Origin of the sequence: Microbacterium sp. PI-1, from assembly GCF_004337555.1 — a bacterium.
GTDB classification, from domain to species: Bacteria; Actinomycetota; Actinomycetes; order Actinomycetales; family Microbacteriaceae; genus Microbacterium; species Microbacterium aurugineum.
In genome coordinates, this window is record NZ_SJYZ01000033.1 from 1 (window position 1) to 26,053 (window position 26,053).

The window sequence follows — 26,053 nt, forward strand, 5'->3', positions numbered from 1 at the left end:
GGAGGGGAGTGTCACGTCGCGGACCTCGACGCCCGCGGGGGTCACGGTGGCGATGCAGTACAGCAGCGACTGGGTGGGATAGCCGTGCGGGCGGTTGTCGCGGATGATGGCCCGGTCGTCTTCGGGCGGCAGCTCGGCGGAGGAGGCGAGGAGCGCGGTCCACTCAGCCGTCCAGTCGGCGCTGTCAGCGGTCGGGCCCAGGGCGCGGAACTCCGGCAGCCAGGCTTCGATCCGCGGGGTCGTGGCATCGTCGAGGTCATCGTGCGCGATCATGTGCGTGCCGGGATCGATGCGTGTCTCGCGCAGTTCGACGCCGTCCCACGACAGCACGCGCGCGCCTTCGGGGCCGACCTCGAGCAGGTTGAAGCCGTGCATGGACAGGGGAGCGACGGGCGAGCGCCCCTGCACGGACTCCAGTGCCAGGGCGCCGCGGGAGACGGCCCGCGCGGCGGGGAGGTCGCTCACGTCCGCCCGATTCAGCAGCACGGCGAGCCGGCGTTCGGCGGGGTTCGCGGCGAGCCAGGCGCCCCCGGCACGGCGATCGCGGATCCCGATCACACCGGGATGGTCCTCCGGCCACCACGGTCCGAGGGAGTCCCACGCCCGCAGCGGATCTTCGTCGCGGACCGCGAGGAGTCGTGCCGAGCCGGCCTTCTCGACATCGATGACAACCGTGCACACGCATCCAAGTCTAGGTCGAGGAAGAGGTGTCGGCCCATGGCGGCGGATGCTGGGGCAGAATCGAGACGTGAACATCGTGGTCGGAGTCACAGGCGGCATCGCCGCGTACAAGACGGTGCACCTCGTGCGCCTGCTCACGAAGGGTGGGCACGACGTGACCGTGGTGCCCACGGAGGACGCCCTGCGTTTCGTGGGGCTCCCGACCTGGGAGGCGATCAGTCGTCATGCGGTCACCACGAGCGTGCACGACGACGTCGCGAAGGTGCGGCACGTCGCCCTGGGGCAGAACGCCGAGCTGGTGATCGTCGCGCCGGCGACGGCGAACTCGATCGCCAAGATGGCCGCCGGGCTCGCCGACGACCTCCTCGGCACGACCCTGCTCGCCACCGAGGCTCCGGTGCTGATCGCCCCGGCGATGCATGCGGAGATGTGGCGGAACCGCGCGACGCAGGCGAACATCACGACGCTGCGGGAGCGCGGTGTGCACGTCGTCGGCCCCGCGGACGGAGAGCTCGCCGGCGGTGACAGCGGCCCCGGCCGGATGTCGGAGCCCGAGGAGATCTTCGCCGCCGCCCAGGCGCTGCTGACTCCTGGCGATCTCGCCGGTGTGCGCGTGGTCGTCTCGGCGGGGGGCACCCGTGAGCCGATCGATCCGGTGCGCTTCCTCGGCAATCGCTCCAGTGGCAGGCAGGGGGCGGCCCTCGCTGCGGAGGCCGCCGCCCGAGGGGCCGAGGTGACCCTGGTGTCGGCCAACATCTCGGGCGAGGTGCTCGCCGAGGTGCGGCACCCGTCGATCCGTGTCGTGCCGGTCGGGACGGCGGCAGAGCTCGCCGAGGCGATGACGCACGAGTCCGCCCTCGCCGATGTGGTCGTGATGGCGGCGGCGGTGGCGGACTATCGACCGGCGGCCGTGTCGGAGCGCAAGCTCACCAAGGAGGGGGGTGGGATCCCCGCCATCGAGCTGGTCGAGAACGAGGACATCGTCGCGGCGCTCGCCTCGGTGCGGCGATCCGGTCAGCTCGTGGTCGGGTTCGCCGCGGAGACTCCGGAGGATGCATCGGAGCTCCTCGCCCGTGCCCGCCGCAAGCAGCAGCGCAAGGGCGTGGACCTGCTCATCGTGAACGAGGTCGGGTGGGAGCGGGGATTCGAGAGCCCCGAGAACGCCGTGCACATCCTTGGGCCGCACGGTGCCGACGCGGGCAGTGCATCGGGGTCGAAGCGCGCGGTCGCGGCCGCGATCTGGGATGCGATCGCACGCGCACGCTGAAGGAATGCTAAACTTGAGTCAATACCACTCAACTTTGATCCCGCCTTCCGACCCGGCAGGCGGGAGACGACCAGAAGGAGCATCTCCAGGAGGAGCGCATGACCACCCCGCAGACCGGTAGCCAGAATCAAGAACAGCAGTCCGCCCTCGAGCAGTTCGGCATCAACCTCACCGACCGCGCCCGCCAGGGCAAGCTCGACCCGGTGATCGGACGCGACAGCGAGATCCGTCGAGTCAGCCAGGTCCTCACCCGTCGCACGAAGAACAACCCCGTGCTGATCGGGGAGCCCGGCGTCGGCAAGACCGCCGTCGTGGAAGGACTCGCCCAGCGCATCGTCGCGGGTGACGTCGCCGAATCCCTCAAGGACAAGGAGCTGGTCACCCTCGACATCTCCGCCCTCGTGGCCGGTGCCATGTACCGCGGGCAGTTCGAGGAGCGGCTGAAGCAGGTGCTCAAGGAGATCACCGAGTCCGACGGACAGGTCATCACCTTCATCGACGAGCTGCACGTGCTCATGGGTGCCGGCGGGGGAGAAGGATCCGTCGCCGCCTCCAACATGCTCAAGCCGATGCTGGCCCGTGGTGAGCTGCGGCTGATCGGCGCCACCACGCTCAACGAGTACCGCGAGTTCATCGAGAAGGACGCCGCGCTGGAACGTCGCTTCCAGCAGGTCTACGTCGGCGAGCCCACGGTCGAGGACACGATCGCGATCCTCCGTGGCCTCAAGGGGCGGTACGAAGCGCACCACGGGGTCACGATCTCCGACAGCGCCCTCGTGGCGGCCGCTGCGCTCTCGAACCGGTACCTCCCGGCCCGACAGCTGCCCGACAAGGCGATCGACCTGATCGACGAGTCGATGTCCCGGCTCAAGATGGAGATCGACTCCTCGCCCGTCGAGATCGACCAGCTCAAGCGGCAGGTCGATCGGATGAAGCTCGAGGAGCTCGCGCTCAAGCGGGAGAAGGATGCCGCTTCCAAGGAGCGCCTCGGCGTGCTCCGCGAGCACCTGGTCGAGATGGAGAAGGAACTCGCCGGCCTCGAGTCCCGATGGGCGCGCGAGCGGCAGGGCCTGAACCGGGTCGGTGAGTTGAAGAAGCAGCTCGACGATGCGATCACCCAGCGCGATCTCGCGATGCGCAACGCGGACTACACGAAGGCCTCGAAGCTCGAGTACGAGACCATCAAGCGCCTGGAGCGCGACATCGCCGAGGCGGAGCAGGCCGAAGCCGCGACACCCGCCGAGCCGCGCATGGTCAACGAGCAGGTCACCGAAGAGGACATCGCCGCCGTGATCGCGGCGTGGACCGGAATCCCGGTCGGTCGACTGCTGCAGGGCGAGAGCGAGAAGCTGCTGCACCTGGAGAACGAGCTCGGCAAGCGGCTGATCGGACAGAAGGATGCCGTCAAGGCCGTGTCCGACGCCGTTCGTCGTTCGCGTGCCGGGATCAGCGACCCCGGTCGCCCGACCGGCTCGTTCCTGTTCCTCGGCCCGACCGGTGTCGGGAAGACCGAGCTGGCCAAGGCGCTCGCGGAGTTCCTGTTCGACGACGAGCACGCCATGGTGCGCATCGACATGTCGGAGTACGGCGAGAAGCACTCGGTGTCCCGACTCGTCGGCGCCCCTCCGGGATACGTCGGCTACGAGCAGGGTGGTCAGCTGACCGAAGCCGTGCGTCGTCGGCCGTACAGCGTGATCCTCCTCGATGAGGTCGAGAAGGCCCACCCCGAGGTGTTCGACGTGCTGTTGCAGGTGCTCGACGACGGTCGCCTGACCGACGGCCAGGGTCGTACGGTCGACTTCTCGAATGTGATCCTGATCCTCACATCGAACCTGGGATCGCCGATCCTGATCGACCCGGTGCTCGGGCCGGACGAGAAGCGCGACCAGGTGATGGCGCTCGTGCGGCAGGCGTTCCGTCCGGAGTTCCTGAACCGACTGGACGACATCGTGATGTTCTCGGCGCTGAGCGAAGACGACCTTGCGCAGATCGTGGAGCTCTCCGTCGACCAGCTGCACGACCGGCTGCGCGACCGTCGCCTCACGCTCGCGGTCACCCCCGATGCGCGGGCCTGGCTCGCTGAGCGCGGCTATGACCCGATGTTCGGAGCCCGACCGCTGCGCCGCCTCATCCAGAGCGAGGTGCAGAACAAGCTGGCGACGGCGTTGCTCTCGGGCGGCGTGCATGACGGCGACACGGTGCGGGTCGACGTGGCCGCAGACGGCTCGGGCCTCGTGCTCACCGCGACGACACCGGACCCGGAGCCGGGGGCGGAGCCGGAAGACGACGAGGTGATCGAGGCCGAGCTGCTCGACGACTGAGTTCTATCAGGACTGAGTGGTATCAGGACTGAGTGGTATCAGGACTGAGTTGCGTGGGCCGTGGTGTTCGCCCGCCTCACTGTCTGAAGGAGAACTCACGCTAAGAAGGAGGAGATGCGTCAAAGCCTCCTTCAAAGCGTGAGTTCTCCTTCGCGGCGTGTGCGCGCGCGCGTGGGGGTATGCGGGAAGTGTGTGTGTGTGTGGGCGGCACCGACCGCTCAGCGGCCGAGCATCCAGAGCGCCCGGCGTCGCAGCGCGCCCGCACGACGACGCAGGCGCACGGGCAGGGGTTGATCGCGTGCGGCGGCGAACAGCTTCGCGTCGTACACGGCCCGCAGCTCCCGCGACCAGCGTCGGGTGACGGCGTCATCGGAGAACTCCGAGGCGCGGGCCACCGCGCGACGACGCATCGCCTCGACTGCCGCCGGTGGCATGGCCTGCAGGTCGACGATGCGTCGCGCGAGGGACTGGACGTCGCCGTCCGGGACGAGGAAGCCGTCGACTCCGTCGCTGATCATGTCGGCAGGGCCGTAGCGGATGTCGTAGGCGAGCGGGATGCAGCCGGCGGCCATGCTCTCCACGAGCACGAGCGGCAGCCCTTCGGAGGTCGACGTGAGCAGGCTGAATCCCGCGGAACGGAACGCTGAGCGTGCGTCGGGGTCGTATCCGCGCAGGTGCACATGACCGTCGGCGTGCAGGTGCTGGATGTGCTCTTCCAGGGCTGCTTCGCGGGGGCCCTCTCCGATGATGTCGGCATCGATCGTCGAATCGGCGGCGTGGGCGACAGCGACGGCCTCCACCGCGTGTTCGAGTCGCTTGCGGCGTGTGAGTGAGGCGACGACGACGCCGCGTGACGCGTCGCGGGTCACGGCAGCGCGCGGGGGCAGGGCGACCGCGTTCGGGATCGTGCGGATCCGGGCCGTGACGTCGATTGCGGCGAGATCCTCGATGAGATCGGTGCGCTGTCGCGACGTGAGGACGACGATCTCGTCGAACTCCCCGGCGCGACGCAGCACGGATTCGCGTGTCGCCCGGAGCGTCCCCGGCCGCCCGCCCACGCGATGCGACGCATGGACGATGTGCACCGTGACGACGTTGTCCCGCCGGTAGCCTGCGACCGAGCGCGCGGCCGTCTTCGAGTCGACCAGCAGGAAGCTGGGCGCCTTGCCGGTCAGGCGGTCGAACCACCAGCGGTACAGGCCCCACGTCGTGCGCCAGCCCCGCAGCGGTGCGCCGTCCGTCGAGTAGAGCACGACCTTCCGGTCGTCGCCGGGGCGCTCGGTGGCGAGCAGCGAGCCGTCGCGGCGGAACCGATCCACCAGCATCCGGCCGGCATCGTCGCGGCGTGCGCGGCTCAGGACGGTGCCGTCGTGGGACGCGACCACGTCGCCCGCCTGCGGCACCAGCAGTTCCGCGGCGGTCGGCGTGGTCCCGCGTGGCCGGGGCGACTCCCGACGCAGCTCGTCCCAGAGGTTGCGGATGCGCAGCCCGTCGATGAGCTCACCTGCGGCGTGGAGACGATCCGCGAACTCGGGATAGTCGGGGCGGTCGTCCAGCGTCAGGATGTCCACGTCGACTCCGCCGAGACGGCGGAACGCCCGCGAGCGCCGCAGCATCGCGCTCGTCATCCCCCCGTGCTGGTCGGCGATCCCCCAGGTGAGCGCGAAGTGCCGAGCGGGAGGAAGCTGAGGGTGAGGGTGGAGCACCCGAGCAACCCTAGGTTCGACGCTTCTGCGCAGCCTGGGGGGTGTCTGTGGCAGCACCCCCAGAACGGGTGCCCGACCGGGTGTCAGGCGCTGAGGATGACCGATTCGGTGATGGGGCGACGGACGCGCGGTGCGACCTCGCGCTCCTGCAGCACCTCGGGGAGCGCGCTCACATCACCGAACTCGCCGACCGCGAAGACCGTGACCGGGACGAAGCGCGGTTCGAGGTCGGCGAACTCGCGGACGACGTCGGGGTCGAAGCCGCTCATCTGGTGCACGAGCAGGCCGTCGTGGTGTGCCTGCACCGAGAAGTGCGCGACTGCCTGGCCGAGGTCGTAGAGGGCGTGGGTGAGGGGCGTGCCGTCGGCGGTCGCGGTCTCGGCCACGGCGACGACCAGGACGGCGGCGTTGCCCGCCCAGGCCTGGTTGAAGCCCATCAGCGCGTCGACCACCTGCGCGTGCAGGGCGGTGCCGCGGCGGGCGACGATGAAGCGCCAGGGCTGCGTGTTGTTGGCGGATGGGCTCCAACGGGCCGCTTCGAGTGCGGTGGCGAGCTTGGCCTCGTCGATCCTGTTCTGCGCGTCGAAAGCGCGAGGGCTCCAGCGGCCGGCGAGGACGTCGAGGACGGGGTGCTCGGTCGGTGCGGTGCGGTCGATGACGGGAGTGCTCACAGAAGTGCCTTTCGGACGGAGTGGATCGGACTCCATCGTCCGGGTACACGGGACTGAACAGATGCATGTGCATGCATATTCCCGGGTGCGCGGTCCGGTTCCCGGCGCCTCAGTCCGGGAGGTTGTGCGTGGCCGCGTCAGCCAGCGCGCTGCGGACCGCCCGGATCGACGGGGCATCCGCCGACACGCGGCGCGCCGAGGAGAAGATCTCGCGCCGCGGGTCATGAGGGAGCGGGGTGAGGTCGACGGTCGGGGTGTCACCCGCCCACACCAGGTCGGGCAGCAGCCCGACGGCGAGCCCCGCATGGATCAGTCGCACATGTGCCGTGAGGTCGGCGATCTCGTAGCGCACGTCCGGTTCGAAGCCGGCCGTGCGGCACAGCTGTTCCGCCCACGCTCGCGAAGCGGTACCGGCGGGCTCGAGCACCCAGGGCTCCCCGCGGGTCGACCACAGTGCGGCGAAGGCATCCGCAGGGGTCGGGGCTCCGGGGCGTCGGGCGAGCGCGATCGCATCATGCGCGAGTTCCACCCGGTCGAGATCCGCGTGGATCGGGCGGGTGCGTCCGGGGTACTGCTCGGCCAGGATCAGGTCGAAGTCCCGGCTGGACACCCCGATGAGGCCGGTCTCCGGGTCGCACTCGGTGACCTCGACGCGCAATGCGGGATGCCGATCCTTCAGGGCCCGGAGGGCGCGGGGGAGGAGGGAGTGCGCCGTCGACTGGAACACCGCGATGCCCACGGTCCCCGTCACCTCGGTGAGTGATTCGGCCACGGCGACCTCGGCGTGTTCGAGCTGATCGAGGATGCCGATGGCCTCGGCGACGAGCACGTTCCCCTGCGGGGTGAACTGCACTCCGCGCCCCACCCGGCGCAGCAGCGGCACGCCCACATCGCGCTCCAGTGCGCTCAGCTGCTGTGACACCGAGGCCTTGCTGTAGGAGAGAGCATCGGCGACGGCCGACAGCGTTCCGCGCCGCGACAGCTCCACCAGCATCCGAAGACGATTGACGTCCAGCACGCGCGTTCCATCCGTTCAGTCAGAGTGAACAGAACCCACTCGAATCGGTTGATAGACGGAGCCTACCGAGTGGCAGGACAATGATCCAGCCGCACACGAAACCCCGGTGTGCGCTCTCTTGGAAGGTCCCACCGATGCCTGTCGCCGCCGACACCACCACTCCCCGCACCGACGAGGTCGCCGCCCTCGTGCAGCGCTGGCTCGCCGAGAGCGAGACCCACCCCGTCGAGCCCGCCGCCCAGCGCCTCTCCGAGGTCCTGAAAGACCCGAGGGGGCTCGCGTTCACGGTCGGCTTCGTCGACGGCGTGATGCGTCCCGAAGATCTGCGCGTCGCCGGGCGCACGCTCGCCGAGCTGAGCGACATCACCCCGGGTCTGCTGCCCGGCTACCTGCGCGCCGCGATCAAGACGGGCGGCTTCTGGGCGCCCAAGCTGCCCGGTGTCGTCGTGCCGATCTCCCGCCGTGTGCTGCGCGCCATGGTCGGGCACCTGGTGCTCGATGCGACCCCCGCCAAGCTGGGCCCCGCGATCGCGAAGCTCCGCAAGAGCGGCAACCGCCTCAACCTGAACCTCCTCGGCGAAGCGGTGCTGGGCGAGCGTGAAGCAGGACACCGTCTGCGCGGCACCCGTGACTTCCTCGCCCGTGACGACGTCGACTACGTCTCGATCAAGGTCTCGAGCGTCGTCAGCCAGCTCTCGATGTGGTCGTTCGACGAGGCCGTCGCAGACGTCGTCGAGAAGCTCACCCCGCTCTACGAACTGGCGGCTGCGGCCGAGGCCGAGGGCAAGGCGAAGTTCATCAACCTCGACATGGAGGAGTACCGCGACCTCGACCTGACGATCGCGGCCTTCACGAGCATCCTCGACCAGCCGGGGCTCGAGAACCTCGAAGCCGGCATCGTGCTGCAGGCGTATCTGCCGGATGCGCTCGGTGCCATGCAGCACCTGCAGGAGTGGGCCGCCGCCCGCCGCGCCAAGGGCGGAGCGCCGATCAAGGTGCGCGTGGTCAAGGGCGCGAACCTCGCGATGGAAGAGGTCGACGCAGCGATCCACGGCTGGCCGCTCGCCACCTACGGCACCAAGCAGGACTCCGACACCAACTACAAGCGAGTGCTCGACTGGGCCATGACGCCGGAGCGCCTGGACGCCGTGCGCATCGGCATCGCGGGTCACAACCTGTTCGACATCGCCTACACGTGGCTGCTCGCCCAGGCACGGGGAGTGGCGGATCCGACGGGTGCGGACCCGCTGGTCGAGTACGAGATGCTGCTCGGCATGGCGACCGGGCAGGCCGAGGCCGTCCGCAAGGACGTCGGTCGCCTCCTGCTCTACACGCCGGTCGTGAACCCGGCCGAATTCGATGTGGCGATCGCCTACCTGGTGCGTCGTCTCGAGGAGAACGCCAGCTCCGAGAACTTCATGTCGGCGGTGTTCGAACTGGCCTCGAACCCGACCCTGCTGACCCGGGAGCGGGAGCGCTTCGAGCGCTCGCTCGCCGCGCTCGTGACGGATGAGCCCGGGTTCGTCCCCGGTCCGCACCGTGTGCAGGACCGCACCGCAGAGGCAGACGCCGCAACGACCGACGGCTTCCGGAACCAGGCCGACACCGATCCCGCGATCGCCGCCAACCGCGCGTGGGGACGGGCGATCCTCGGTCGCTCGGTCGGATCGACCCTGGGGCTGGACACGATCGCGATCGCCAAGGTCGAGACGGAAGCCGAATTGGACGGCATCTTCACCGCGGCGACCGCCGCGGCCGAGAAGTGGGCCGCCCTCCCCGCTGCCGAGCGCGCCGCCGTGCTGCACCGCGCCGGGGACGAACTCGCGGCTCGTCGCGGGCAACTCCTGGAGATCATGGCCCACGAGGCGGGCAAGACCATCGCCGAAGGCGACCCGGAGGTGAGCGAGGCCATCGACTTCGCGCACTACTACGCTGAGCGTGCGAAGGACCTCGAGACCGTCTCGGGTGCGGAGTTCGTGCCGTCGAAGGTCACCGTGGTCACGCCGCCGTGGAACTTCCCGGTCGCGATCCCCGCCGGCGGGGTGCTCGCAGCGCTGGCCTCGGGCTCGGCCGCCATCATCAAGCCCGCGAAGCTGACGCAGCGCTGCGGTGCCGTGATGGTCGAGGCGCTGTGGGCCGCCGGTGTGCCGCGCGATCTGCTCGCGCTCGTCGACCTGGCCTCCCGTGACCTCGGCACCCGCCTGGTCGCCGGACCCGCGGTGGACCGGGTGATCCTCACGGGGGCGTACGAGACGGCGCAGCTGTTCCGCTCCTTCCGCCCCGACCTGCCGCTCCTCGCCGAGACGAGCGGGAAGAACGCGATCATCGTCACGCCGTCCGCCGACCTCGACCTGGCCGCCGCCGACGTCGCTCGCAGCGCGTTCGGGCACGCGGGGCAGAAGTGCTCCGCGGCATCCCTCGCGATCCTCGTCGGATCGGTCGCCGACTCGAAGCGGTTCGAGCGTCAGCTCGTCGATGCCGTCACGTCGATGCGCGTGGGTCTGCCCGACGACCCCGCCACCCAGATGGGTCCGATCATCGAGCCCGCCGACGGCAAGCTGCTCAGGGCGCTCACGACGTTGGAGAAGGGTGAGCGCTGGCTCGTGGAGCCGCGAAAGCTCGACGACGAGGGCACGCAGTGGACGCCGGGTGTGAAGACCGGGGTGCGCGAGGGGTCGTACTTCCACCTGACCGAGTTCTTCGGCCCGGTGCTGGGCATCATGCACGCCAAGGACCTCGACGAGGCGCTGCGCCTGCAGAACGCGGTCGACTACGGCCTCACGGCCGGCATCCACTCGCTCGACTCCGGTGAGGTCACCACGTGGCTCGACCGCGTCGAGGCGGGCAACCTCTACGTGAACCGCGGCATCACCGGTGCGATCGTGCAGCGTCAGCCGTTCGGCGGGTGGAAGCGCTCGGCCGTGGGGGCGGGGGCGAAGGCCGGCGGACCCAACTATCTCCACGGCCTCGGCGAGTGGGTTCCGGCGGAGCTTCCCGCTGTCTCTCCCGGTGCCGCTGTCGCTCCGGCCGTCGCCGCCCTGCTCGACGCCGCGGGGGCGGATGTCGATGCGACCGCGTCGGACTGGCTGCGGCGCGCCGCCGCATCCGATGAGCGCGCCTGGATCGACGAGTTCGGCGCCGTGTCGGACAAGTCCGGCCTCGGGGTCGAGCGCAACCTCTTCCGCTACCGCCCGGTCGCGGTCGACGTGCGCATCTCCGAGGACGCGGTGCTCGCCGACGGGGTCCGTGTGCTCGCCGCCGCCCTCCGCAGTGGCAGCCCGTTCACGGTGTCGGCTCCGTCGCTGCCCGCCCGCATCGAGAAGATGCTGCGTGCGCAGGGCGTGACCGTGAAGCGCGAGTCGGATGCCGCGTGGACCAAGCGCTACGCCAAGGCGGCGAACACGTGGCAGCGGGTCCGTCTGGTCGGTGGCGACGCCTCGGCGCTGTTCGAGGCGCTCGAGGGCAGTCCGGACGTGGCGGTGTGGTCGCATGCCGTGACCGGTGCCGGCCGCGTCGAGATGCTCCCGTTCCTGCACGAGCAGGCCGTGTCGATCACGAACCACCGCTTCGGCAACCCCACCACCCTCGGCGACGACGTGATCTGATCGCGCGAGACCCCCGCTGAGCACCGAAACCCCCTGCTGCCGACGTCGGCAGCAGGGGGTTTCGACACTCAGACGGGGTGTCGGCGGTGGGTGCGTGTCAGCCGCGCAGGGCCTCCGAGAGCTTGACCCGTGAGCCCATGCGCAGGAGCGAGTTCTCGTAGATCTTCGCGCCGATGACGATCGCCGCCACACAGCTGGCGAGCAGGATCACCAGGCTCAGCAGCGGCTCCCACCACTGCGCCTCACCGACGAACAGGCGCATCGGCATGCCGACCGGAGCGGAGAACGGCACGTACGACATGATCGTCAGCACCAGCGGGTTGTCGTTGAAGACGATGACCAGGATGTACGGGGCCATGATCAGCATCGTGATCGGTGTGGTCGTGGAGCCGATGTCCTCCTGTCGCGAGACCATCGACGCCGCAGCCGCGAACATCGCCGCCAGCAGGATGAACCCGAACAGGAAGAAGACCGCGAACCAGATGATCGGCGACCCGAGCGTGGTGAGCACCTCGCGCTGACCCGTGACGATCAGACCGATGGTCGCCACCGCCGCCAGGGCGAGGATCTGCCCCATCGCCAGCACCGTGTTGCCGATCACCTTCCCGGCGAGCAGCGTCCGCGCCGGGATCGCCGAGAGCAGCACCTCGACTACGCGCGTCTGCTTCTCCTCCACGACGCTCTGTGCGATCGTGCCGCCGAACGTCGCCGCGGCCATCATGAACACGAGTCCGAAGGCGATCGCGATGAAGTAGCGCAGGAGAGGGTTGGTCGTCGCCGGCTCCAGAATGACGACCTCGGGTGAGATCGACAACGCCGAGACGAGCGAGCCGGGAGCGTCCTGCAGCGCGATGATCGTGTAGCCGGAGGGCCCGTCGCCCGGGAGCACCGCGGCATCGACCTCGTCATCGCGGACGAGCTTCTCGGCGGCGGCCTGGTCGGACACCTCGGTGACTTCGACGTTCGGGAGGGCGGACACGGCGGCCGCGGTCTCGGCGGTCGCGGCGACCGGCATCGCGTCGGTGTTCTTGCTCGCGAAGCCACCGAGGATGATGCCGGCGAGGGCGAGCACCAGCAGGATGCCGGTGGAGATCAGGAAGGCCTTGCTGCGCAGCTTCGATCCGATCTCGCGTTCGGCGACGAGCCAGATGCCGTTGGGGCTGCGGACGGGGGTCGGAGCGCTCATCGGATGACCTCCTTGAAGATCTGGGCGAGGGACGGATGCTTGGGGGCGAAGCTCGCGACGTCTCCGCGCTGCACCGCGGACTGGAGCACCCGCTGAGCGGTCTCGGGACCGTCCGCGTCGAACAGCGCGTATCCGCCCTCGAAGTCGACGACCGTCACGCCGGGTTCGGTGCGCAACCAGCCGGCGTCACCTGCCGAGACCAACTCGTAGCGGTCACGGGCGTGCTCGGCGCGCAGTGCGTCGCGGGAACCGGCCGCGCGGATCGTGCCACCGGCGAGGATGACGAGGTCGTCGCACAGGCGTTCGACCACGTCGAGCTGGTGGGACGAGAAGAGGATGGACGCACCCTTCGCCGCGCTGGATTGCAGGACGCCCGCGACCACGTCGACCGCGAGGGGGTCGAGGCCGGAGAACGGCTCGTCGAGGATCAGCACCTCGGGGTCATGCACGAGTGAGGCGGCGATCTGCGCACGCTGCTGGTTGCCCAGCGACAGGGACTCGATCGTGTCGTTCAGCCGTTCGCCGAGGCCCAGCTCGGTGAGCAGAGTCGTCGCTCGCTCGGTGGCATCCTGCTTGCTGAAGCCGTGCAGCCGCGCGAGGTACACGATCTGCTCGAGCACCTTCATCTTGGGGTAGAGACCGCGTTCCTCGGGCATGTAGCCGAAGCGCCGGCGATCCTCCGCGGTGACCGGCGCCCCGTCCAGGGTGACGTCGCCACCGTCCGAAGAGAGCAGGCCGAGGACGATGCGCATGGTGGTGGTCTTGCCGGCGCCGTTGCCGCCGACGAAGCCTGTCAGTCGCCCGGGGGCGACCGTGAAGGACACGTCATCGAGCACGCGCCGAGAGCCGTAGCTCTTGGTGATGCCGGAGAGTTCGAGCATTCCTGTGGTCATGTCTTCACGCTACGGACCGTGGGCATTCCAGGGCATCCCCCCTGCGGCGGAGTCCGTGGGATCACCCGTCCGGGGGAGGAGGGGATCAGGAGCGCCCTGCGTGCAGCACCGTGCGCACCAGGAGCCCGGCGATGAGCGCCCAGAACGCGGCGCTGACGCCGAGCACCGCGATCCCGGAGGCGGCCACCAGGAAGGTCACCACGGCGGGGATGCGCTCGCCGGGATCGTCGATGGCCTGCTGCACCGACGATCCGAAAGCGGCGAAGAGCGCCAGACCGGCCACCGCGGGGATCACCGCCGTGGGCGCGAGCACCACGAGCGCGGCGAACGCGGCGGAGAACACCGCCAGCACGAGGTACGACGCCCCGGTCGAGACGCCGGCGACCCAGCGACGTTTCGGGTCGGGATCGGCATCCGGTGAGGCGGCGAGGGCGGCGCTGATCGCGGCGAGGTTGATCGCGTGCCCACCGGCGGTGGCGCCGAGCGCGGTGCCGACACCCGTCACGAGCATCGCCGGACGCCACGGCACTTCGTATCCGAAGCTGCGCATGATCGCGATCCCCGGGACGTTCTGCGAGGCCATCGTCACGATGAACAGGGGGAGGGCGAGACCGACCAGCGCGCCGACCGTGAACGTCGGGGCGGTGAACTCGAGGCGCGGCAGGAGCAGCGCGGCGTCGAACGTGCCGCCCGCGCCGATCAGTGACACCGCAACCACCACGGTCGCCGCCACGAAGGCGAGCGGTACCGCCCAGCGCGGCGCGAGGCGGGCGAACACCAGCCAGGTGAGCACGACCGGCACCACGCCCCAGGGGTTCGCGACGATGCCCGTGATCGGCGCCAGGCACAGCGGCAGCAGGACACCGGCGAGCATGGCCTGCGCGATCGACGGGGGGATGCGCGCGATCAGGGCGCCGAGCGCGGGCCAGAGAGCCGTGAGCAGGATCAGCGCGGCGGTGACCAGGAACGCGCCGACCGCCGCCGACCAGCCGCCCTCGACAGTGCCGGTCGCGACGAGGAGTGCCGCACCCGGTGTGGACCACGCGACCGTGATCGGCATCCGATACCGCCACGCGAGCACCACGCATGCGAGCCCCATCATGAGGCTGACCGCGAGGAGTCCGCTCGCCGCCTGCGCCGCGTCCGCGCCGACGGCGTCGAGCCCGGTCAGCACGACGGCGAAGGAGCTGGTGAATCCGACGAGTGCCGTCACGACCCCCGCCAGGATCGGACGGGACAGGGGTGCGGCTTCGGGCATGGCTCCGAGGCTAGCGCGCGCGGTGGGCCGCGGTGCTCACGCCAGACCCATGCGATGCGCGAGGACCACCGCCTGCACCCGGTCGCGCGCGCCGAGCTTCTGCAGGATGCGGGAGACATGCGTCTTCACGGTGGCTTCACCGATGAACAGCGCCCTGGCGATCTCGGAGTTGCTGCGGGCGTCGGCGAGCAGCGTCAGCACCTCGGCCTCGCGCTCGGTGAGGGGCTCGGCGAGGGTGAGCTTCGGGATCGCGGCGCTCTCGATCGAGGGGGCCGCGATCGGCTGTGCGGGGGCGGCGGCGAACCGTGCCAGGACGCGGCGTGTGACCTCGGGGGCGAGCATCCCGTCGCCGGCGGCGAGCGCGCGGACGGCGGCGATCAGGTCTTCGGCGCCGGCGTTCTTGAGCAGGAAGCCACTGGCTCCGACATCCAGCGCCTGGTACAGGTAGTCGTCGCGATCGAACGTGGTGACGATCGCGATGGCCGCGGTGATCTCCGGGTCGGCGACGATTCGTCGGGTCGCCTCGATGCCGTCCATGTCGGGCATCTGCACGTCCATCGTGATGACGTCGGGGTGCAGCGCGGATGCCTGAGTGACGGCCTCCGCGCCCGACGATGCTTCGCCCACCACGGTGATGTCGGGCTGGGTGTCGAGGATGGTGCGGAAGCCCGCGCGCAGCAGCGCATGGTCATCGACCAGCAGCACACGGATCGGGCCGTTCATCGGCGCGCTCCCGTCCTCTCCGGGGTCGGAAGCGGCACGCGGGCCCGCACGCGCACCCCGCCGAGCGGCCGGGAGGTCACCTCGAGAGTGCCGCCGGATGCCGCGGCGCGTTCTCGCATTCCCAGCTGACCGAGCCCCGGACGCACGTGGGTGACCGCGCGCCCCGTGTTCACGATCTCGATCTCGACGCCGTCGTCGTCGTAGCGCACACGGACGTCGGCGGTGGCACCGGAGCCCGCATGGCGACGGGCGTTCGTCAGCGACTCCTGTGCGATCCGGTACAGGTTCACGGCGACGAGGGAGGGAACCGGGACGGGGTCGCCGATCACGGCATAGTCGGTCGGCAGCCCCGCCTCGGTCGATGCTTCGGCGAGCTCGGCGATGTCGTCGAGGGTGAGCGTGGAGGCGGTGTCGGTGGCCTCGCCGCCGGGCGTGCGCAGAGTCTCCAGCAGTTGGCGCAGCTCGTGGATCGCGTCGCGCGCCGACCCCTCGATGCCGGAGAGGATGCGTGCGGCCTCGGTGGTGTCGCGATCGAGCACCAGACGCGCCGCCCCCGCCTGCACGCCCATCACCGAGACGTGGTGGGCGACGACGTCGTGCAGCTCGCGGGCGATCCGCACCCGGTCGAGGGCGACGGCCTGTGCCGCCGTGACCTCGCGCTCGCGTTCCAGCTCGACCGTGCGATCTTCGAGCACCGACCGCTGCTCCGCGGCCGCCCACGAGCGCTCGCCGAAGTAGTACGCACCGCCGAAGTAGAGCACGTTCAGCAGGAGCTGGATGAGCATGAACGCGACGTAGGGTGACATGGCCCCGGCGATGACATCGGCGTCGTCCGCCTCCGTGATCGCATCGCGGTACATCGTGATCAGCAGCCACACGAACATGCCGACGATGATCGCCACCCGCACGATCAGTGCACGCCGGCGGTCGTTCATCCAGGCGCCGACCGTGTACAGGGCGATGAACATCGCCATGTTCCCGACATAGATCTCGGGAACCCGCACGGTGACGGCGGCGAAGTAGGCGACGGAGACGACCACCGCGACGGTGCCGGGCCAACGACGACGGAAGGCGAGAGGGATGGCGACGACGACCGCGTACACGAGCGCGGTCCACAGCTCGGCCTGCTCGTCGCCGTACACCTGCGCGATCGAGGACAGGGCTGCGCTGAGGATCGCGCCGACGAAGAGTGCGAGCGCCAGGAAGAGGTCGTTGCGCCGTTCGCGTTCGGTCGGCGTGCGGGTGAACGGTTCGGCGGCCATCCCTCCACCGTAGGGCGGGGCGTCGGCCGCGGCATCCCCCTGGCGGCGGATCGGTGGGTAGGAACGATTGCTTGCCAGCGATTACTTGCTATTGACAAGCAAAGTTGTTTTTTGCAAGCTTGTCGACAGGGCTCACGATCGACGGGTCCACACCGATATCCACACCGACAAGGGAGTCGACATGACCAAGGTCTTCGTGAATCTGCCCACCCGTGACCTCGAACGCGCCAAGGCCTTCTACGTGGCGCTGGGCTGTGAGATCAGCCCTCCGTTCACCGACGAGAACGCCGCGTGCGTCGTGTGGAGCGAGGATATCTACTTCATGATCCTCCGGCGTGAGTACTTCGAGACGTTCACCGACAAGCCCATCGCCGACCCGAACGACGTTCTGCAGGTGTCGGTCGCGTTCAGCCAGGATTCGCGCGAGGAGGTCGACGCGATCCTCGCCAAGGGCCTGGCCGCCGGTGGATCCGAGCCGAAGCCCGCGCAGGACTACGGCTTCATGTATTCGCGCGACCTCGACGACCCGGACGGCAACTCCCTCGGCTTCCTCTACATGACCCCCGACGCCGTCGAGAACGGGCCGGACCACGTGGCCGACACCGCCGCGTCGGCCTGACATGGCGGCGCGCAGCTACGGTCAATACTGCGGTGTGACGACGGCGGTCGAGCTGATCGGGGAGCGGTGGGCATTGCTCATCGTCCGTGATCTGCTCGTCGGACCCCGTCGCTACACCGACCTCAAGCAGGGCCTGCCGCGCATTCCGACCAACATCCTGTCCACCCGGCTGAAGGACCTCCAGGAGGGTGGGGTCGTACGGCGGGTGCCGCTGCTCAATTGCGGGCTCGTGTACGAACTCACCCCGTACGGGCGCTCGTTCGAGCCGATCATGCTCGCCCTCGGACGATGGGGGTTCCAGGCGATGGGGGATCCCGCAGAGGGTGAGGTCGTCACGCCTGACTCGCTCACGATGGCCCTGCGCACGGCGTTCCAGGCGGAATCCGCCGTGGATGCCGAGTACGAGCTGCATGTCGGCGACGTCGCCCTCCGCGCGTCCGTGCACGACCGCGAGCTCCGGGTCGCGCAGATCGCACCTCCGGCGCCGCCGGTCGGCGGACGTCTTCCCGACGGTGCTCCGGACGCGGTGATCGTCGCCGGACCCGGCATCCGTCGCCTCATCGGCGGCGATGTCACCCCGGCAGAGGCCCTCGCGCAGGACATCGTCGCGGTCGTCCGGGGCGACGAATCGCTGCTGGACTCGTTCGCCGACACCTTCCGCATCGCACGACTGACCTAGGGAGCACGACATGAAGAGCCCGTATCCCGATGAACAACAGGCGTCCGGCCGCATCCTGATCGATCTCTTCACCTCCCTCGACGGCGTCGCTCAGGGGCCGGGCGGCACCGATGAGGACCCCTCCGGCGGTTTCCGGTTCAGCGGCTGGCAGGCCGGATACCCCTCGTCCGGTGTCGGGCCCGAGATCGAGAAGGGAATGCGCGGGCTCGACGCGCTGCTGCTCGGCCGGCGCACGTACGACATCTTCGCCGCATACTGGCCGCATCACACCTCGGGCGAGTCCGGCGACATCGGCAGGCTCTTCAACCGCGTGCCCAAGTACGTCGCGACCCGGGATGCGAATCTCACGCTCGACTGGGAGGGCAGCACGCGCGTCGGTGCCGACCTCGCCGCGGAGGTCGCCGCGATGAGGGCGGCCCACCGCGAAGTGCACGTGATCGGCAGCATCGACTTCGTCCACACGCTGCTCACCGAGGGGCTCTTCGACGAGCTGAACCTCTGGGTGTATCCGCTGCTGCTCGGCGCGGGCAAGAAGGTGTTCGACGACGATGCGCTTCCCTCGGTGCTGCGGTTGTTGGAGCCGCCGATCGTCGACGAGGCCGGAGTGACGCTGCTCCGCTACGCGCGGACCGATCGGGTGCCGCAGGTCGGGACGTTCGAGTGAGTCTCAGCCGAGAAGCCGCTCGATCACCCGCGCCACACCATCCTGATCGTTGGAGGAGGTCGTTTCGTCGGCCGCATCCTGCACGAGGGGTTCGGCGTCGGCCATCGCGACGCCGCGCCCTGCCCAGCGGAGCATCTCGACGTCGTTGAGCGCGTCGCCGAAGGCCACCACGTGGGTGCGGTCGATCCCGAGGTGCTCGCAGAGTCGGGCCAAGCCGGTGGCCTTGGTGACGCCCTCGGCCATGACCTCCACGAACGGGGCGCCCGAGAGCGTCGCCTCGAAGCCGGTCAGTCCGAGGGAACGTACCGTGTCGAACAGCGCGTCGGGCGCGAGTTCGGGGTGGCGGATCACGAACTTCAGGCTGGGGGCGGCGAGCACCTGCTCCAACGGCACACCGCCCATCGTGGCGGGGTCGCGCTTGTGGTCGGTGAGTGCAGCGATCGCGGCGTAACCGTCTTCGGCCACGAACGTCTCGCCGGCCTCGCGCACGCTCGCGAACAACAGGCCGGGGATGCTCGCGCGCAGAGCCTCGGCGAGGGCACGGATCGTCTCGGGCGGAAGCTCTTCGGCGAAAAGCATCCGTCCGTCGTCGAGGCGCACGGCGTAGGCGCCGTTGCTGCACAGGGCCCATCCGTCGAAACCCGCATCCGCGGCGATGGCTCGCAGCCCGATCGGCTGGCGGGCCGTCACGGGGACCACGTGGATGCCGCGCTCCCGTGCCGCGTCGAGCGCCGCGCGGGTGCGCGTGCTGACCGACGACGTCGAGTCCAGGAGGGTGCCGTCGAGGTCGGTGGCGATCAGCCGCACGCTCATCGGATCGGCATTCAGGAGAAGATCATCGGCAGGTCGTCGTCGTCCTCAGCGCCACCGGTGCCCAACCGGCGCCCATCGAGGTCGACCACCACCGGTACGTGGTCGCTGGGCTGTTCGCCCTTGCGCTCGTCACGGTGGATGGAGGCTCCGGTGACCGCTTCGGCCAATGTGCGCGAGCCCAGGACGAAGTCGATCCGGACGCCCTCGTTGCGGGGGAACTTCAGCCGCTGGTAGTCCCAGTAGGTGAAGCCCTCGGGGATCAACGGGCGCACCACATCGGTGACCCCGGCATCCTGGAACGCGAAGAACGCGTCGCGCTCCTGCGGGGAGACGTGGGTGGAGCGGCCGATCACGATGTCGGGGTCGCCGTTGTCGTGATCGAACGGGATGATGTTGAAGTCGCCGACCAGGGCGAGCGGGAGGTCGGGGTTCGCCGAGAGCTCGGCCGCCGTCGACTTCTTGAGCTGCTCCAGCCAGTGCAGCTTGTACAGGTAGTGCGGGTCTTCCAGGGACCGGCCGTTGGGCACATACAGGCTCCACACCCTGACTCCGTCGACCATGACGCCGAGCGCGCGCGCCTCGAGAGGAGCATCCGGACCCTCATGGCCCTTGGCGAAGCCCGGCATTCCGTCGAAGGCCGTACGTACGTCGGTGATCGGCAGGCGGCTCGCGATCGCGACCCCGTTCCACTGGTTCAGCCCATGCACCTCGACGTGGTACCCGGCCTCCTCGAACGGCGCGTAGGGAAACTGCTCCGGCTTGCACTTGATCTCCTGCATCGCCAGCACGTCGATGTCTTCGCGGACGGCGAATTCGACGGTGCGGGTGACGCGGGTGCGGATGGAGTTGACGTTCCAGGTGGCCAAGCGCATGCCTCAAGCCTAGGGTGTGCCTCCTACACTGGATGCCGTGACCGCACTCGACGCAGACCGCCAGACACTCCTCGACCTCATCAAGGATGAGGCGGTGTTCCACGGCGACTTCACCCTCTCCAGCGGCAAGCAGGCGACGTACTACGTCGACATGCGCAAGCTCACCCTGGACCACCGTGCCGCTCCCGCGATCGGCCGCATCATGCTCGACCTGATCGGCGACCTCGACGTCGTGGCGGTCGGCGGGCTGACACTCGGCGCCGACCCCATCGCGAACGCGGTGCTGCACGCGTCGGTCGCCACCGACACCCCGCTCGACGCCTTCGTCGTGCGCAAGGAGCCCAAGGACCACGGACGCGGTCGTCAGATCGAGGGCGCAGACGTCAAGGGCAAGCGCGTCGTGGTGCTCGAAGACACCTCGACCACGGGCCAGTCCGCGCTCAAGGCCGTCGAAGCCCTGCGCAAAGAAGGCGCCGAGATCGTCGCGGTCGCCGTGATCGTCGACCGGAAGACCGGCGCACAGGCCGCGATCGAAGCCGAGGGCCTGGAATGGCGCGCGGCTTTCGACCTCGACGACCTCGGGCTCGACCCCCAGTGACGCGCTACGCGCTCGCCGTCGATGTGGGCGGCACGAAGATGGAGGCCGCGCTCGTCGCGGAGGACGGCCGACTGCTCCCGGGGAGTCGCAGTCGCCAGCCGACCGGTCGGGACGCCACGTTCGAGTCTCTGGACGCGGCCGTCGTCGCGATCGTCGAGCACGCGCTCGCCGCGCTTCCGGCCGACGCGGAGCTCGTCGGTGCGGGTATCGGCAGTGCCGGTCCCGTCGACCGCTCCCTCGGCGCGATCATGCCGGTGAACATGCCGCTCGCGCGCGGCTTCGTCCTGGAAGAGGCGGTCCGCGCTGCGGCGTCCACCGTCCTCGGGGGCGACGTGCGCACCGTGCTCGGCCACGACGGCGGTGCTCTCGCGCTCGCGGAATCGTGGCTCGGCGCCACGCAGGGCGCCGGCGCCTCGCTGTCGATCGTGGTCTCGACCGGTGTCGGCGGCGGCTTCGTCGCGAACGGCGCCTACATTCCCGGAGCCACCGGCAATGCCGGTCACCTCGGTCAGGTGCGTCGCGAGGGCGGCCTGACGCTCGAGGAGATCGCCTCGGGTCCCGCGAGCGCCGCGTGGGCCCAGCAACAGGGGTGGACCGGCGCCACCGGCGAAGACCTCGCGCGGGACGCGGCGGCCGGCGATCCCCTCGCGCGGGCGGCGATCGAGCGTTCGGCCCGCGAGGTGGGGGAGGCGCTGGCGGATGCCGCGACCCTCGTCGACCTCGACGTGGTCGCCATCGGCGGCGGATTCTCGCGAGTGTCGTCGGACTACATCGACCTCGTGCAGCAGGCACTCACCGCGAGCGCGGCCCACGAGTACTCGCGCCGTACCCGCGTCGTGCGCTCGGGGCTCGGCGACGAAGGGCCGCTCATCGGCGCCGCTGCTCTCGTGCTCCGGTAGGCACCGCACGCCCTGCTCACCGGCGCGCAGTGAGCAGGTGCCGGGGTGGTCCTTCGAGCCGGGCGACGGCGACTTTCAGGTCGGTGACATCGGCCGCGACCGCATCGATCCGGGTGGTCAGAGTCTCGGAAACGGCATCGATGCGATCGGTCAGAGTTCCGGAGACGGCGTCGATGCGGGCGGTCAGAGTTTCGGAGACGGCGTCGATGCGGGTGCTGAGCTTCTCGTCGACGGCGTCGATGCGGGTGCTGAGCTTTTCGTCGACGGCATCGATGCGGGTGCTGAGTTTCTCGTCGACGGCATCGATGCGGTCATCGATGCGGCGGACCATCCAGGCGCCAGCAGCGAAGAGGCTCGCGGTGATCGTGAGCACGACGCCGATCGCGCTGATGATGATCGCCAGGACCTCGGTGGACAACGCGTGCTCTCCTCGCTGCGGATGGGTGTGTCGTCGACGTTACGCCGGACTCGCGGGTGGGTGCTCCGGTATTCCGGCATCCGTGAAGAGGTCGACGATATCGGCAGGTGTGCAGGAGGTGTCAGCGTACGGAAGCCCGACGAGGGGAACGCGCGGCAACCAGCATCAGCACCGGGATGAGCGCGCACAGCCCGGCGGACACGAGGAACGTCGTACTCGATGCCGGATCCCGTCCGATCAGGAGGATCACCGTCGGCACGAACGTCCCCCCGACGGCCCCGCAGGCGACGAGCGCGCCGGTCACCGCAGCGCTGCGCGCGGGGTCGAGACGATCGAGGGCGAGTCCCAGGATGAGGCCGTAGCTGGGTGCGAGGAGGACGACCACGGCGGCCAGCGCGCCGAGCGCCACTTCCGGCGCGGACTCCACCAGTATCCCCGCGGTCGCCATCAGGACCGCCGCGGCGCCCGTCGCGGACACGAGGATCACGATCGGTGAGACGGAGAGCCGGCGCAGTCCCGCCGCGCTGAACCGCCCGACGGCCATGAGCGTCCAGAACGCCGAGGTCCCCAGCGCGGCGAGGCCCGGATCGACCGCGAGGATCCGCTCCGGGATCACCGCCGACCACCCGGAGAGCACGGTCTCGACGCCGACATACAGGGGGAGTGCGACGGCGAAGGGCAGGAGCGTGAGCAGCCCGCGAACGTCCCGATGCGCGGGAGTCTCGGCGGGGGAGGTCGGGGCCGCCGGTCCCGCGAGCATCGCCAGAGCCAGGAGCGGCACGATCGCCAGGATGCCGAGCAGCGGGCGCGTTCCGGACCCCACGGCGACGAGCAGGGGCGTGACCGCGGCGCACACCGCGACCGTGCCGAGCAGAGCGCTGAGCAGCCCCGTCGCGCTGCCGGCGGCCACGGACTTCGCCGCCACGGATCCCGAGGCCTCCACCAGCCCGAATCCGAATCCGGCGACGGCGGCCGCGGCGATGAACATGGCGGGGGCGTCTGCGACGGCCACGGCGATGATCGCCACGGCTTGGAGGGCACTGCCGAGCATCAGCGTGGTGCGCGGTGGACGGCGCATCAAGAGCGGGCCCGAGCTCAGGACTCCGATCAAGAGCCCGCCGAAGAGAGCGGGGACCGCGGCGCTGAGGTCGGTCGCCATCGCGCGTTCGGTGGAGGGCAGGACCGCGGGGACGAAGGCCGCCGTGACCCCGAGGCCCGCGAAGGCGGTGAACAGCCCCGCTCGCGCTCGCCGGGTGCGGGCGGTCACGCCCCCGTCTTCCGCACGCGGTGGACGGCGGCGAAGGTGTCGCGCAGAGCCTCCATCGAGCGGTCGTAGTTCGACTGTGCGACGCCGATGAAGATGCAGTCGACCACCATCAGCTGGGCGATCCGGCTGCCGAGGGCACCCGACCGGAAGCCGGTCTCGCGCGCGGCGGTCGTCAGGACGATGTCCGCCTGGTCGGCCAGTGGAGCGCCGGCATGGTTCGTGATCGCGATCGTCGTCGCCCCGGTCTGGCGGGCGAGCAGCAGGAACTCGATCGTGTCGGTCGTGGTGCCGGTGTGCGACACCGCGATCGCGACGTTGCCGGGGCCGAGCGTCGCCGCCGAGGTCCAGGCGGCATGCGGGTCGGACCAGTCCAGTGCCGTGCGCCCGATCCGGGTGAGCTTGCGTTGCAGGTCGAGTCCGACGATGGAGCTCGCACCCACACCGAAGATGTCGACCCTGGTCGAGGACGTGATGGCGTCGACGGAAGCGCGCAGTGACTCCGTGTCGAGCACCTTGGCGGTGTCCGCGAGCGAGAGGGTCTCGGCCAGCGACACCTTCGCGACGATGTCGGACAGCGTGTCGTTGCGGTCGATGTCGCCGGAGACGGCGGGGAGCGCGGCCGTGTCGAACGTCTCGCGTTCGACGTCGCGCAGCACGTGGTTGCGCAGCTCGCGCACGTGCTCGTAGCCGAGGCGCTTGCAGAACCTCACCACCGAGGTGGTCGAGGTGTCGCAGCGCTGGGCGAGTTCGGCGATGGAGAGTCCGGCGGTCCCCGCCGGATCGGCGAGGAAGAGGTCGGCGATGCGCTGCTCGCTCGGACGCAGCTCGGGACGGATCGCACGCATGCGGACGAGCACGGGGTGTGCGCCGGCATCATCGCGGGCGGCTTCGTGGGGCATAGGGTCTCCGATCGCTGTTCATAACAGTAGAGGAACTTCTGTTACATCAGTAGTGTCTGTCGTGTACTTTTAGTACCAACCCAGACCGACGATGTTCGCGGGCGGCAGGCGACAGAGCCTGACCCGACGCCACGGCGACGCGTCCCAGCCAGGAGGAATCAGCAATGAGCACAGCACGGCGGGCGTCATTCGGCGCTCTCACAGCCACGGGTGTCGCTTTGGCGCTCGTGATCACCGGTTGTTCCGCACCCGCGTCCGACACCCCGTCGACGGGTGAGGCCGGCGGTGACCTCGTCATCGGCGTCACGAGCGATCCCGACACGCTCTTCCCCTGGAAGGCGACGCAGTTCCAGGCCGTCAACGTCCTGCAGAACCTGTACGGCACGCTGACCGAGTTCGATGAGGACCTCAACGTGGTCCCCGGCCTCGCCGAGTCGTGGGACGTCTCGGAAGACGGTCTCACCGTGACCTTCCACCTGCGCGAGGGCGTCACCTACGCGGACGGCAGCACCTTCGGCTCCGAAGACGTCAAGTACTCTCTCGACGCCATCGCCGCCGAGGAGACGGCGGCCGTCGCAGCGAGCTCTCTCGCCTCCGTCACCGCGGTCGAGGCCACCGACGAGAACACCGTCACCCTCACCCTGAGCGCTCCCGACGCCGCGCTTCCCGCGAACCTCGCCGTGATCAACATGGCGATGCTCTCCTCGGACGACACCGAAGAGGGGCTGAACACCACGCCCAACGGCACCGGTCCCTTCATCCTCGACGACCGCAAGGCGAGCCAGTCGATCACGCTGGCGAAGAACGAGGACTACTGGGGCGACGCGGCGCTGCTCGACACGGTCGAGTTCCGGGTGATCCCCGACGAGTCGTCGATCGTGTCGGCGATGCAGGCCGGCAACGTGCAGCTGGCCGTCTTCGACGACCCGCTGGTCGCACAGACCGCCGAGGGTGCGAACGTCGAGGTCGCCACGACCCCGCAGCTGAGCTACCACGCGCTGCAGCTGAACGCCACGCGCGGTGACCTGACCGATGTGAACGTGCGACTCGCGATGCAGTGCGCGATCGACCGCCAGGAGGTGCTCGACACGGCAGCTCTCGGCGAGGGCGAAGTCACCGGTCCCATCACCTCTCCCGCGTACAAGTCCGACCCCGAGGCGCGTCCGTGCCCCGAGCGCGATCTCGACAAGGCCGCCGAGTACCTGAAGAAGGCGGGCAAGGAGGACGGCGTCACCATCAAGACGATCGTCTCCCAGGGTGAGTACGCGACGTCGGTGAACGAGGCCCAGAACCTCAAGGCGCAGCTGGCCGACGCGAACATCACGCTCGACCTCGAGGTGCTCGAGTCCGGCGCGTTCGTCGACCGCTGGATCGCAGCCGACTTCGACGCCGCCGTCGCCCTCAACGGCGGTCGTCCCGACCCCGACGGCATGTACGGCCGCTACTTCACCAGCACCGGAAACCTGAACAAGGTCGCCGGATACTCCTCGCCCGAGCTCGACGCGCTCTTCGCCGAGGGTCGCCAGACGGCCGACCCGGAGAAGCGCAAGGACATCTACGCGCAGGTCTCCGAGAACCTCGAGGACAATGCCGCATGGATCTGGCTGTTCACGAGCTACACCTACACCGCGACCTCCTCGACCGTCGACGGCTTCGTCCCGATGGCGAACGGCTCGCTGCAGTACCTGCGGACCACCTCCATCAAGTAGCGGATCGGAGGGGGTGCGGCCACCC

General features: G+C 69.6%; 23 protein-coding genes. 9 read left to right on the plus strand and 14 right to left on the minus strand.

The genetic code is table 11. The annotated features are described in order from the left end of the window. On the minus strand, positions 1–681 hold a 681-nt coding region (locus tag E0W80_RS17560), incomplete at its 3' end, for an NRDE family protein (protein ID WP_131494328.1). 67 nt (positions 682–748) lie between these two features. Here E0W80_RS17560 and coaBC point away from each other — a divergent pair. Together coaBC and E0W80_RS17570 are read left to right on the plus strand one after the other, a co-directional pair. Further along, the gene (coaBC, locus tag E0W80_RS17565; RefSeq protein WP_131494329.1) at positions 749–1,948 is read left to right on the plus strand and encodes a bifunctional phosphopantothenoylcysteine decarboxylase/phosphopantothenate--cysteine ligase CoaBC; all 1,200 of its coding nucleotides are present in this window, start codon (positions 749–751) and stop codon (positions 1,946–1,948) included. Between the two features lie 98 nt (positions 1,949–2,046). After that, the gene (locus E0W80_RS17570) at positions 2,047–4,269 is read left to right on the plus strand and encodes an AAA family ATPase (RefSeq protein WP_131494330.1); all 2,223 of its coding nucleotides are present in this window, start codon (positions 2,047–2,049) and stop codon (positions 4,267–4,269) included. Positions 4,270–4,487: 218 nt separating this feature from the next. On the opposite strand, the gene E0W80_RS17575 is transcribed toward E0W80_RS17570, so the two are convergent. The 3 genes from E0W80_RS17575 to E0W80_RS17585 all read right to left on the minus strand — a co-directional run bounded on the left by E0W80_RS17575 (position 4,488) and on the right by E0W80_RS17585 (position 7,664). Beyond that, positions 4,488–5,975, minus strand: coding sequence for a glycosyltransferase (locus E0W80_RS17575; RefSeq protein WP_131494331.1), 1,488 nt, complete (start codon positions 5,973–5,975; stop codon positions 4,488–4,490). An 83-nt stretch (positions 5,976–6,058) separates the two neighbouring features. After that, entirely contained in the window at positions 6,059–6,646 is a 588-nt protein-coding gene (locus E0W80_RS17580; protein WP_131494332.1) for a nitroreductase family protein, read from the minus strand. A gap of 109 nt (positions 6,647–6,755) precedes the next feature. Then, positions 6,756–7,664: a LysR family transcriptional regulator gene (locus tag E0W80_RS17585; RefSeq protein ID WP_131494333.1), complete on the minus strand. Its 909-nt coding sequence runs from the start codon at positions 7,662–7,664 to the stop codon at positions 6,756–6,758. 134 nt (positions 7,665–7,798) lie between these two features. Between E0W80_RS17585 and E0W80_RS17590 the strand changes: the two genes are divergently transcribed. Beyond that, positions 7,799–11,269, plus strand: a complete 3,471-nt coding sequence (locus E0W80_RS17590) for a bifunctional proline dehydrogenase/L-glutamate gamma-semialdehyde dehydrogenase (protein WP_131494334.1) — start codon at positions 7,799–7,801, stop codon at positions 11,267–11,269. Between the two features lie 97 nt (positions 11,270–11,366). Here E0W80_RS17590 and E0W80_RS17595 read toward each other — a convergent pair whose 3' ends face one another. The 5 genes from E0W80_RS17595 to E0W80_RS17615 all read right to left on the minus strand — a co-directional run bounded on the left by E0W80_RS17595 (position 11,367) and on the right by E0W80_RS17615 (position 16,591). Next, a complete protein-coding gene (locus E0W80_RS17595; RefSeq protein WP_131494335.1) occupies positions 11,367–12,455 on the minus strand; it encodes an ABC transporter permease in 1,089 nt (362 codons plus the stop codon). Continuing rightward, complete coding sequence (locus tag E0W80_RS17600; protein ID WP_131494348.1) at positions 12,452–13,336, minus strand: ATP-binding cassette domain-containing protein; 885 nt, start codon at positions 13,334–13,336, stop codon at positions 12,452–12,454. The genes E0W80_RS17595 and E0W80_RS17600 overlap by 4 nt, the downstream gene beginning before the upstream one ends. A gap of 97 nt (positions 13,337–13,433) precedes the next feature. After that, the gene (locus E0W80_RS17605) at positions 13,434–14,606 is read right to left on the minus strand and encodes a benzoate/H(+) symporter BenE family transporter (protein WP_131494336.1); all 1,173 of its coding nucleotides are present in this window, start codon (positions 14,604–14,606) and stop codon (positions 13,434–13,436) included. A gap of 36 nt (positions 14,607–14,642) precedes the next feature. Continuing rightward, positions 14,643–15,329 (minus strand): response regulator transcription factor, encoded by a 687-nt coding sequence (locus E0W80_RS17610; protein WP_131494337.1) that lies wholly within the window; start codon positions 15,327–15,329, stop codon positions 14,643–14,645. After that, complete coding sequence (locus tag E0W80_RS17615; protein WP_131494338.1) at positions 15,326–16,591, minus strand: sensor histidine kinase; 1,266 nt, start codon at positions 16,589–16,591, stop codon at positions 15,326–15,328. Before E0W80_RS17615 ends, E0W80_RS17610 begins: the two co-directional genes overlap by 4 nt. A gap of 181 nt (positions 16,592–16,772) precedes the next feature. On the opposite strand from E0W80_RS17615, the gene E0W80_RS17620 reads away from it, so the two are divergent. The 3 genes from E0W80_RS17620 to E0W80_RS17630 are packed head-to-tail and all read left to right on the plus strand — an operon-like array spanning position 16,773 to position 18,553. Next, the gene (locus tag E0W80_RS17620; RefSeq protein WP_131494339.1) at positions 16,773–17,210 is read left to right on the plus strand and encodes a glyoxalase; all 438 of its coding nucleotides are present in this window, start codon (positions 16,773–16,775) and stop codon (positions 17,208–17,210) included. A 1-nt stretch (position 17,211) separates the two neighbouring features. Continuing rightward, a complete protein-coding gene (locus tag E0W80_RS17625) occupies positions 17,212–17,889 on the plus strand; it encodes a helix-turn-helix domain-containing protein (protein ID WP_131494340.1) in 678 nt (225 codons plus the stop codon). A 10-nt stretch (positions 17,890–17,899) separates the two neighbouring features. Beyond that, the gene (locus E0W80_RS17630; RefSeq protein ID WP_131494341.1) at positions 17,900–18,553 is read left to right on the plus strand and encodes a dihydrofolate reductase family protein; all 654 of its coding nucleotides are present in this window, start codon (positions 17,900–17,902) and stop codon (positions 18,551–18,553) included. Between the two features lie 3 nt (positions 18,554–18,556). Here the strand turns inward: E0W80_RS17630 and E0W80_RS17635 are convergent, their stop codons facing one another. Together E0W80_RS17635 and E0W80_RS17640 are read right to left on the minus strand one after the other, a co-directional pair. Further along, positions 18,557–19,366 carry an HAD family hydrolase gene (locus E0W80_RS17635; protein WP_047521095.1) on the minus strand — a complete coding sequence of 270 codons (810 nt, stop codon included), beginning with the start codon at positions 19,364–19,366 and terminating at the stop codon, positions 18,557–18,559. An 11-nt stretch (positions 19,367–19,377) separates the two neighbouring features. Beyond that, complete coding sequence (locus tag E0W80_RS17640) at positions 19,378–20,238, minus strand: exodeoxyribonuclease III (RefSeq protein ID WP_047521093.1); 861 nt, start codon at positions 20,236–20,238, stop codon at positions 19,378–19,380. A 37-nt stretch (positions 20,239–20,275) separates the two neighbouring features. On the opposite strand from E0W80_RS17640, the gene pyrE reads away from it, so the two are divergent. Together pyrE and E0W80_RS17650 are read left to right on the plus strand one after the other, a co-directional pair. Further along, a complete protein-coding gene (gene pyrE, locus E0W80_RS17645; protein WP_131494342.1) occupies positions 20,276–20,836 on the plus strand; it encodes an orotate phosphoribosyltransferase in 561 nt (186 codons plus the stop codon). Next, on the plus strand, positions 20,833–21,735 hold the full coding sequence (locus E0W80_RS17650; RefSeq protein WP_131494343.1) for an ROK family protein: 903 nt from the start codon (positions 20,833–20,835) through the stop codon (positions 21,733–21,735). Before pyrE ends, E0W80_RS17650 begins: the two co-directional genes overlap by 4 nt. Before the next feature lie 16 nt (positions 21,736–21,751). Here the strand turns inward: E0W80_RS17650 and E0W80_RS17655 are convergent, their stop codons facing one another. The 3 genes from E0W80_RS17655 to E0W80_RS17665 all read right to left on the minus strand — a co-directional run bounded on the left by E0W80_RS17655 (position 21,752) and on the right by E0W80_RS17665 (position 24,319). Next, positions 21,752–22,153 carry a hypothetical protein gene (locus tag E0W80_RS17655; protein WP_131494344.1) on the minus strand — a complete coding sequence of 134 codons (402 nt, stop codon included), beginning with the start codon at positions 22,151–22,153 and terminating at the stop codon, positions 21,752–21,754. Between the two features lie 121 nt (positions 22,154–22,274). Beyond that, positions 22,275–23,420, minus strand: coding sequence for an MFS transporter (locus tag E0W80_RS17660; protein ID WP_131494345.1), 1,146 nt, complete (start codon positions 23,418–23,420; stop codon positions 22,275–22,277). Then, positions 23,417–24,319: a MurR/RpiR family transcriptional regulator gene (locus tag E0W80_RS17665; RefSeq protein ID WP_131494346.1), complete on the minus strand. Its 903-nt coding sequence runs from the start codon at positions 24,317–24,319 to the stop codon at positions 23,417–23,419. The genes E0W80_RS17660 and E0W80_RS17665 overlap by 4 nt, the downstream gene beginning before the upstream one ends. 164 nt (positions 24,320–24,483) lie before the next feature. On the opposite strand from E0W80_RS17665, the gene E0W80_RS17670 reads away from it, so the two are divergent. Then, positions 24,484–26,028: an ABC transporter substrate-binding protein gene (locus E0W80_RS17670; RefSeq protein WP_131494347.1), complete on the plus strand. Its 1,545-nt coding sequence runs from the start codon at positions 24,484–24,486 to the stop codon at positions 26,026–26,028. Positions 26,029–26,053: the final 25 nt, after the last annotated feature.

Bases quoted from the DNA above. Each gene is read 5' to 3' on its own strand.
- E0W80_RS17570 (WP_131494330.1), top strand. From the start codon at position 2,047: ATGACCACCCCGCAGACCGGTAGCCAGAATCAAGAACAGCAGTCCGCC.
- E0W80_RS17615 (WP_131494338.1), bottom strand. From the start codon at position 16,591: ATGGCCGCCGAACCGTTCACCCGCACGCCGACCGAACGCGAACGGCGC.
- E0W80_RS17635 (WP_047521095.1), bottom strand. From the start codon at position 19,366: ATGAGCGTGCGGCTGATCGCCACCGACCTCGACGGCACCCTCCTGGAC.
- E0W80_RS17610 (WP_131494337.1), bottom strand. From the start codon at position 15,329: ATGAACGGCCCGATCCGTGTGCTGCTGGTCGATGACCATGCGCTGCTG.
- E0W80_RS17640 (WP_047521093.1), bottom strand. From the start codon at position 20,238: ATGCGCTTGGCCACCTGGAACGTCAACTCCATCCGCACCCGCGTCACC.
- E0W80_RS17625 (WP_131494340.1), top strand. From the start codon at position 17,212: ATGGCGGCGCGCAGCTACGGTCAATACTGCGGTGTGACGACGGCGGTC.
- E0W80_RS17605 (WP_131494336.1), bottom strand. From the start codon at position 14,606: ATGCCCGAAGCCGCACCCCTGTCCCGTCCGATCCTGGCGGGGGTCGTG.
- E0W80_RS17590 (WP_131494334.1), top strand. From the start codon at position 7,799: ATGCCTGTCGCCGCCGACACCACCACTCCCCGCACCGACGAGGTCGCC.
- E0W80_RS17600 (WP_131494348.1), bottom strand. From the start codon at position 13,336: ATGCTCGAACTCTCCGGCATCACCAAGAGCTACGGCTCTCGGCGCGTG.
- E0W80_RS17670 (WP_131494347.1), top strand. From the start codon at position 24,484: ATGAGCACAGCACGGCGGGCGTCATTCGGCGCTCTCACAGCCACGGGT.
- E0W80_RS17595 (WP_131494335.1), bottom strand. From the start codon at position 12,455: ATGAGCGCTCCGACCCCCGTCCGCAGCCCCAACGGCATCTGGCTCGTC.
- E0W80_RS17620 (WP_131494339.1), top strand. From the start codon at position 16,773: ATGACCAAGGTCTTCGTGAATCTGCCCACCCGTGACCTCGAACGCGCC.
- E0W80_RS17630 (WP_131494341.1), top strand. From the start codon at position 17,900: ATGAAGAGCCCGTATCCCGATGAACAACAGGCGTCCGGCCGCATCCTG.
- E0W80_RS17665 (WP_131494346.1), bottom strand. From the start codon at position 24,319: ATGCCCCACGAAGCCGCCCGCGATGATGCCGGCGCACACCCCGTGCTC.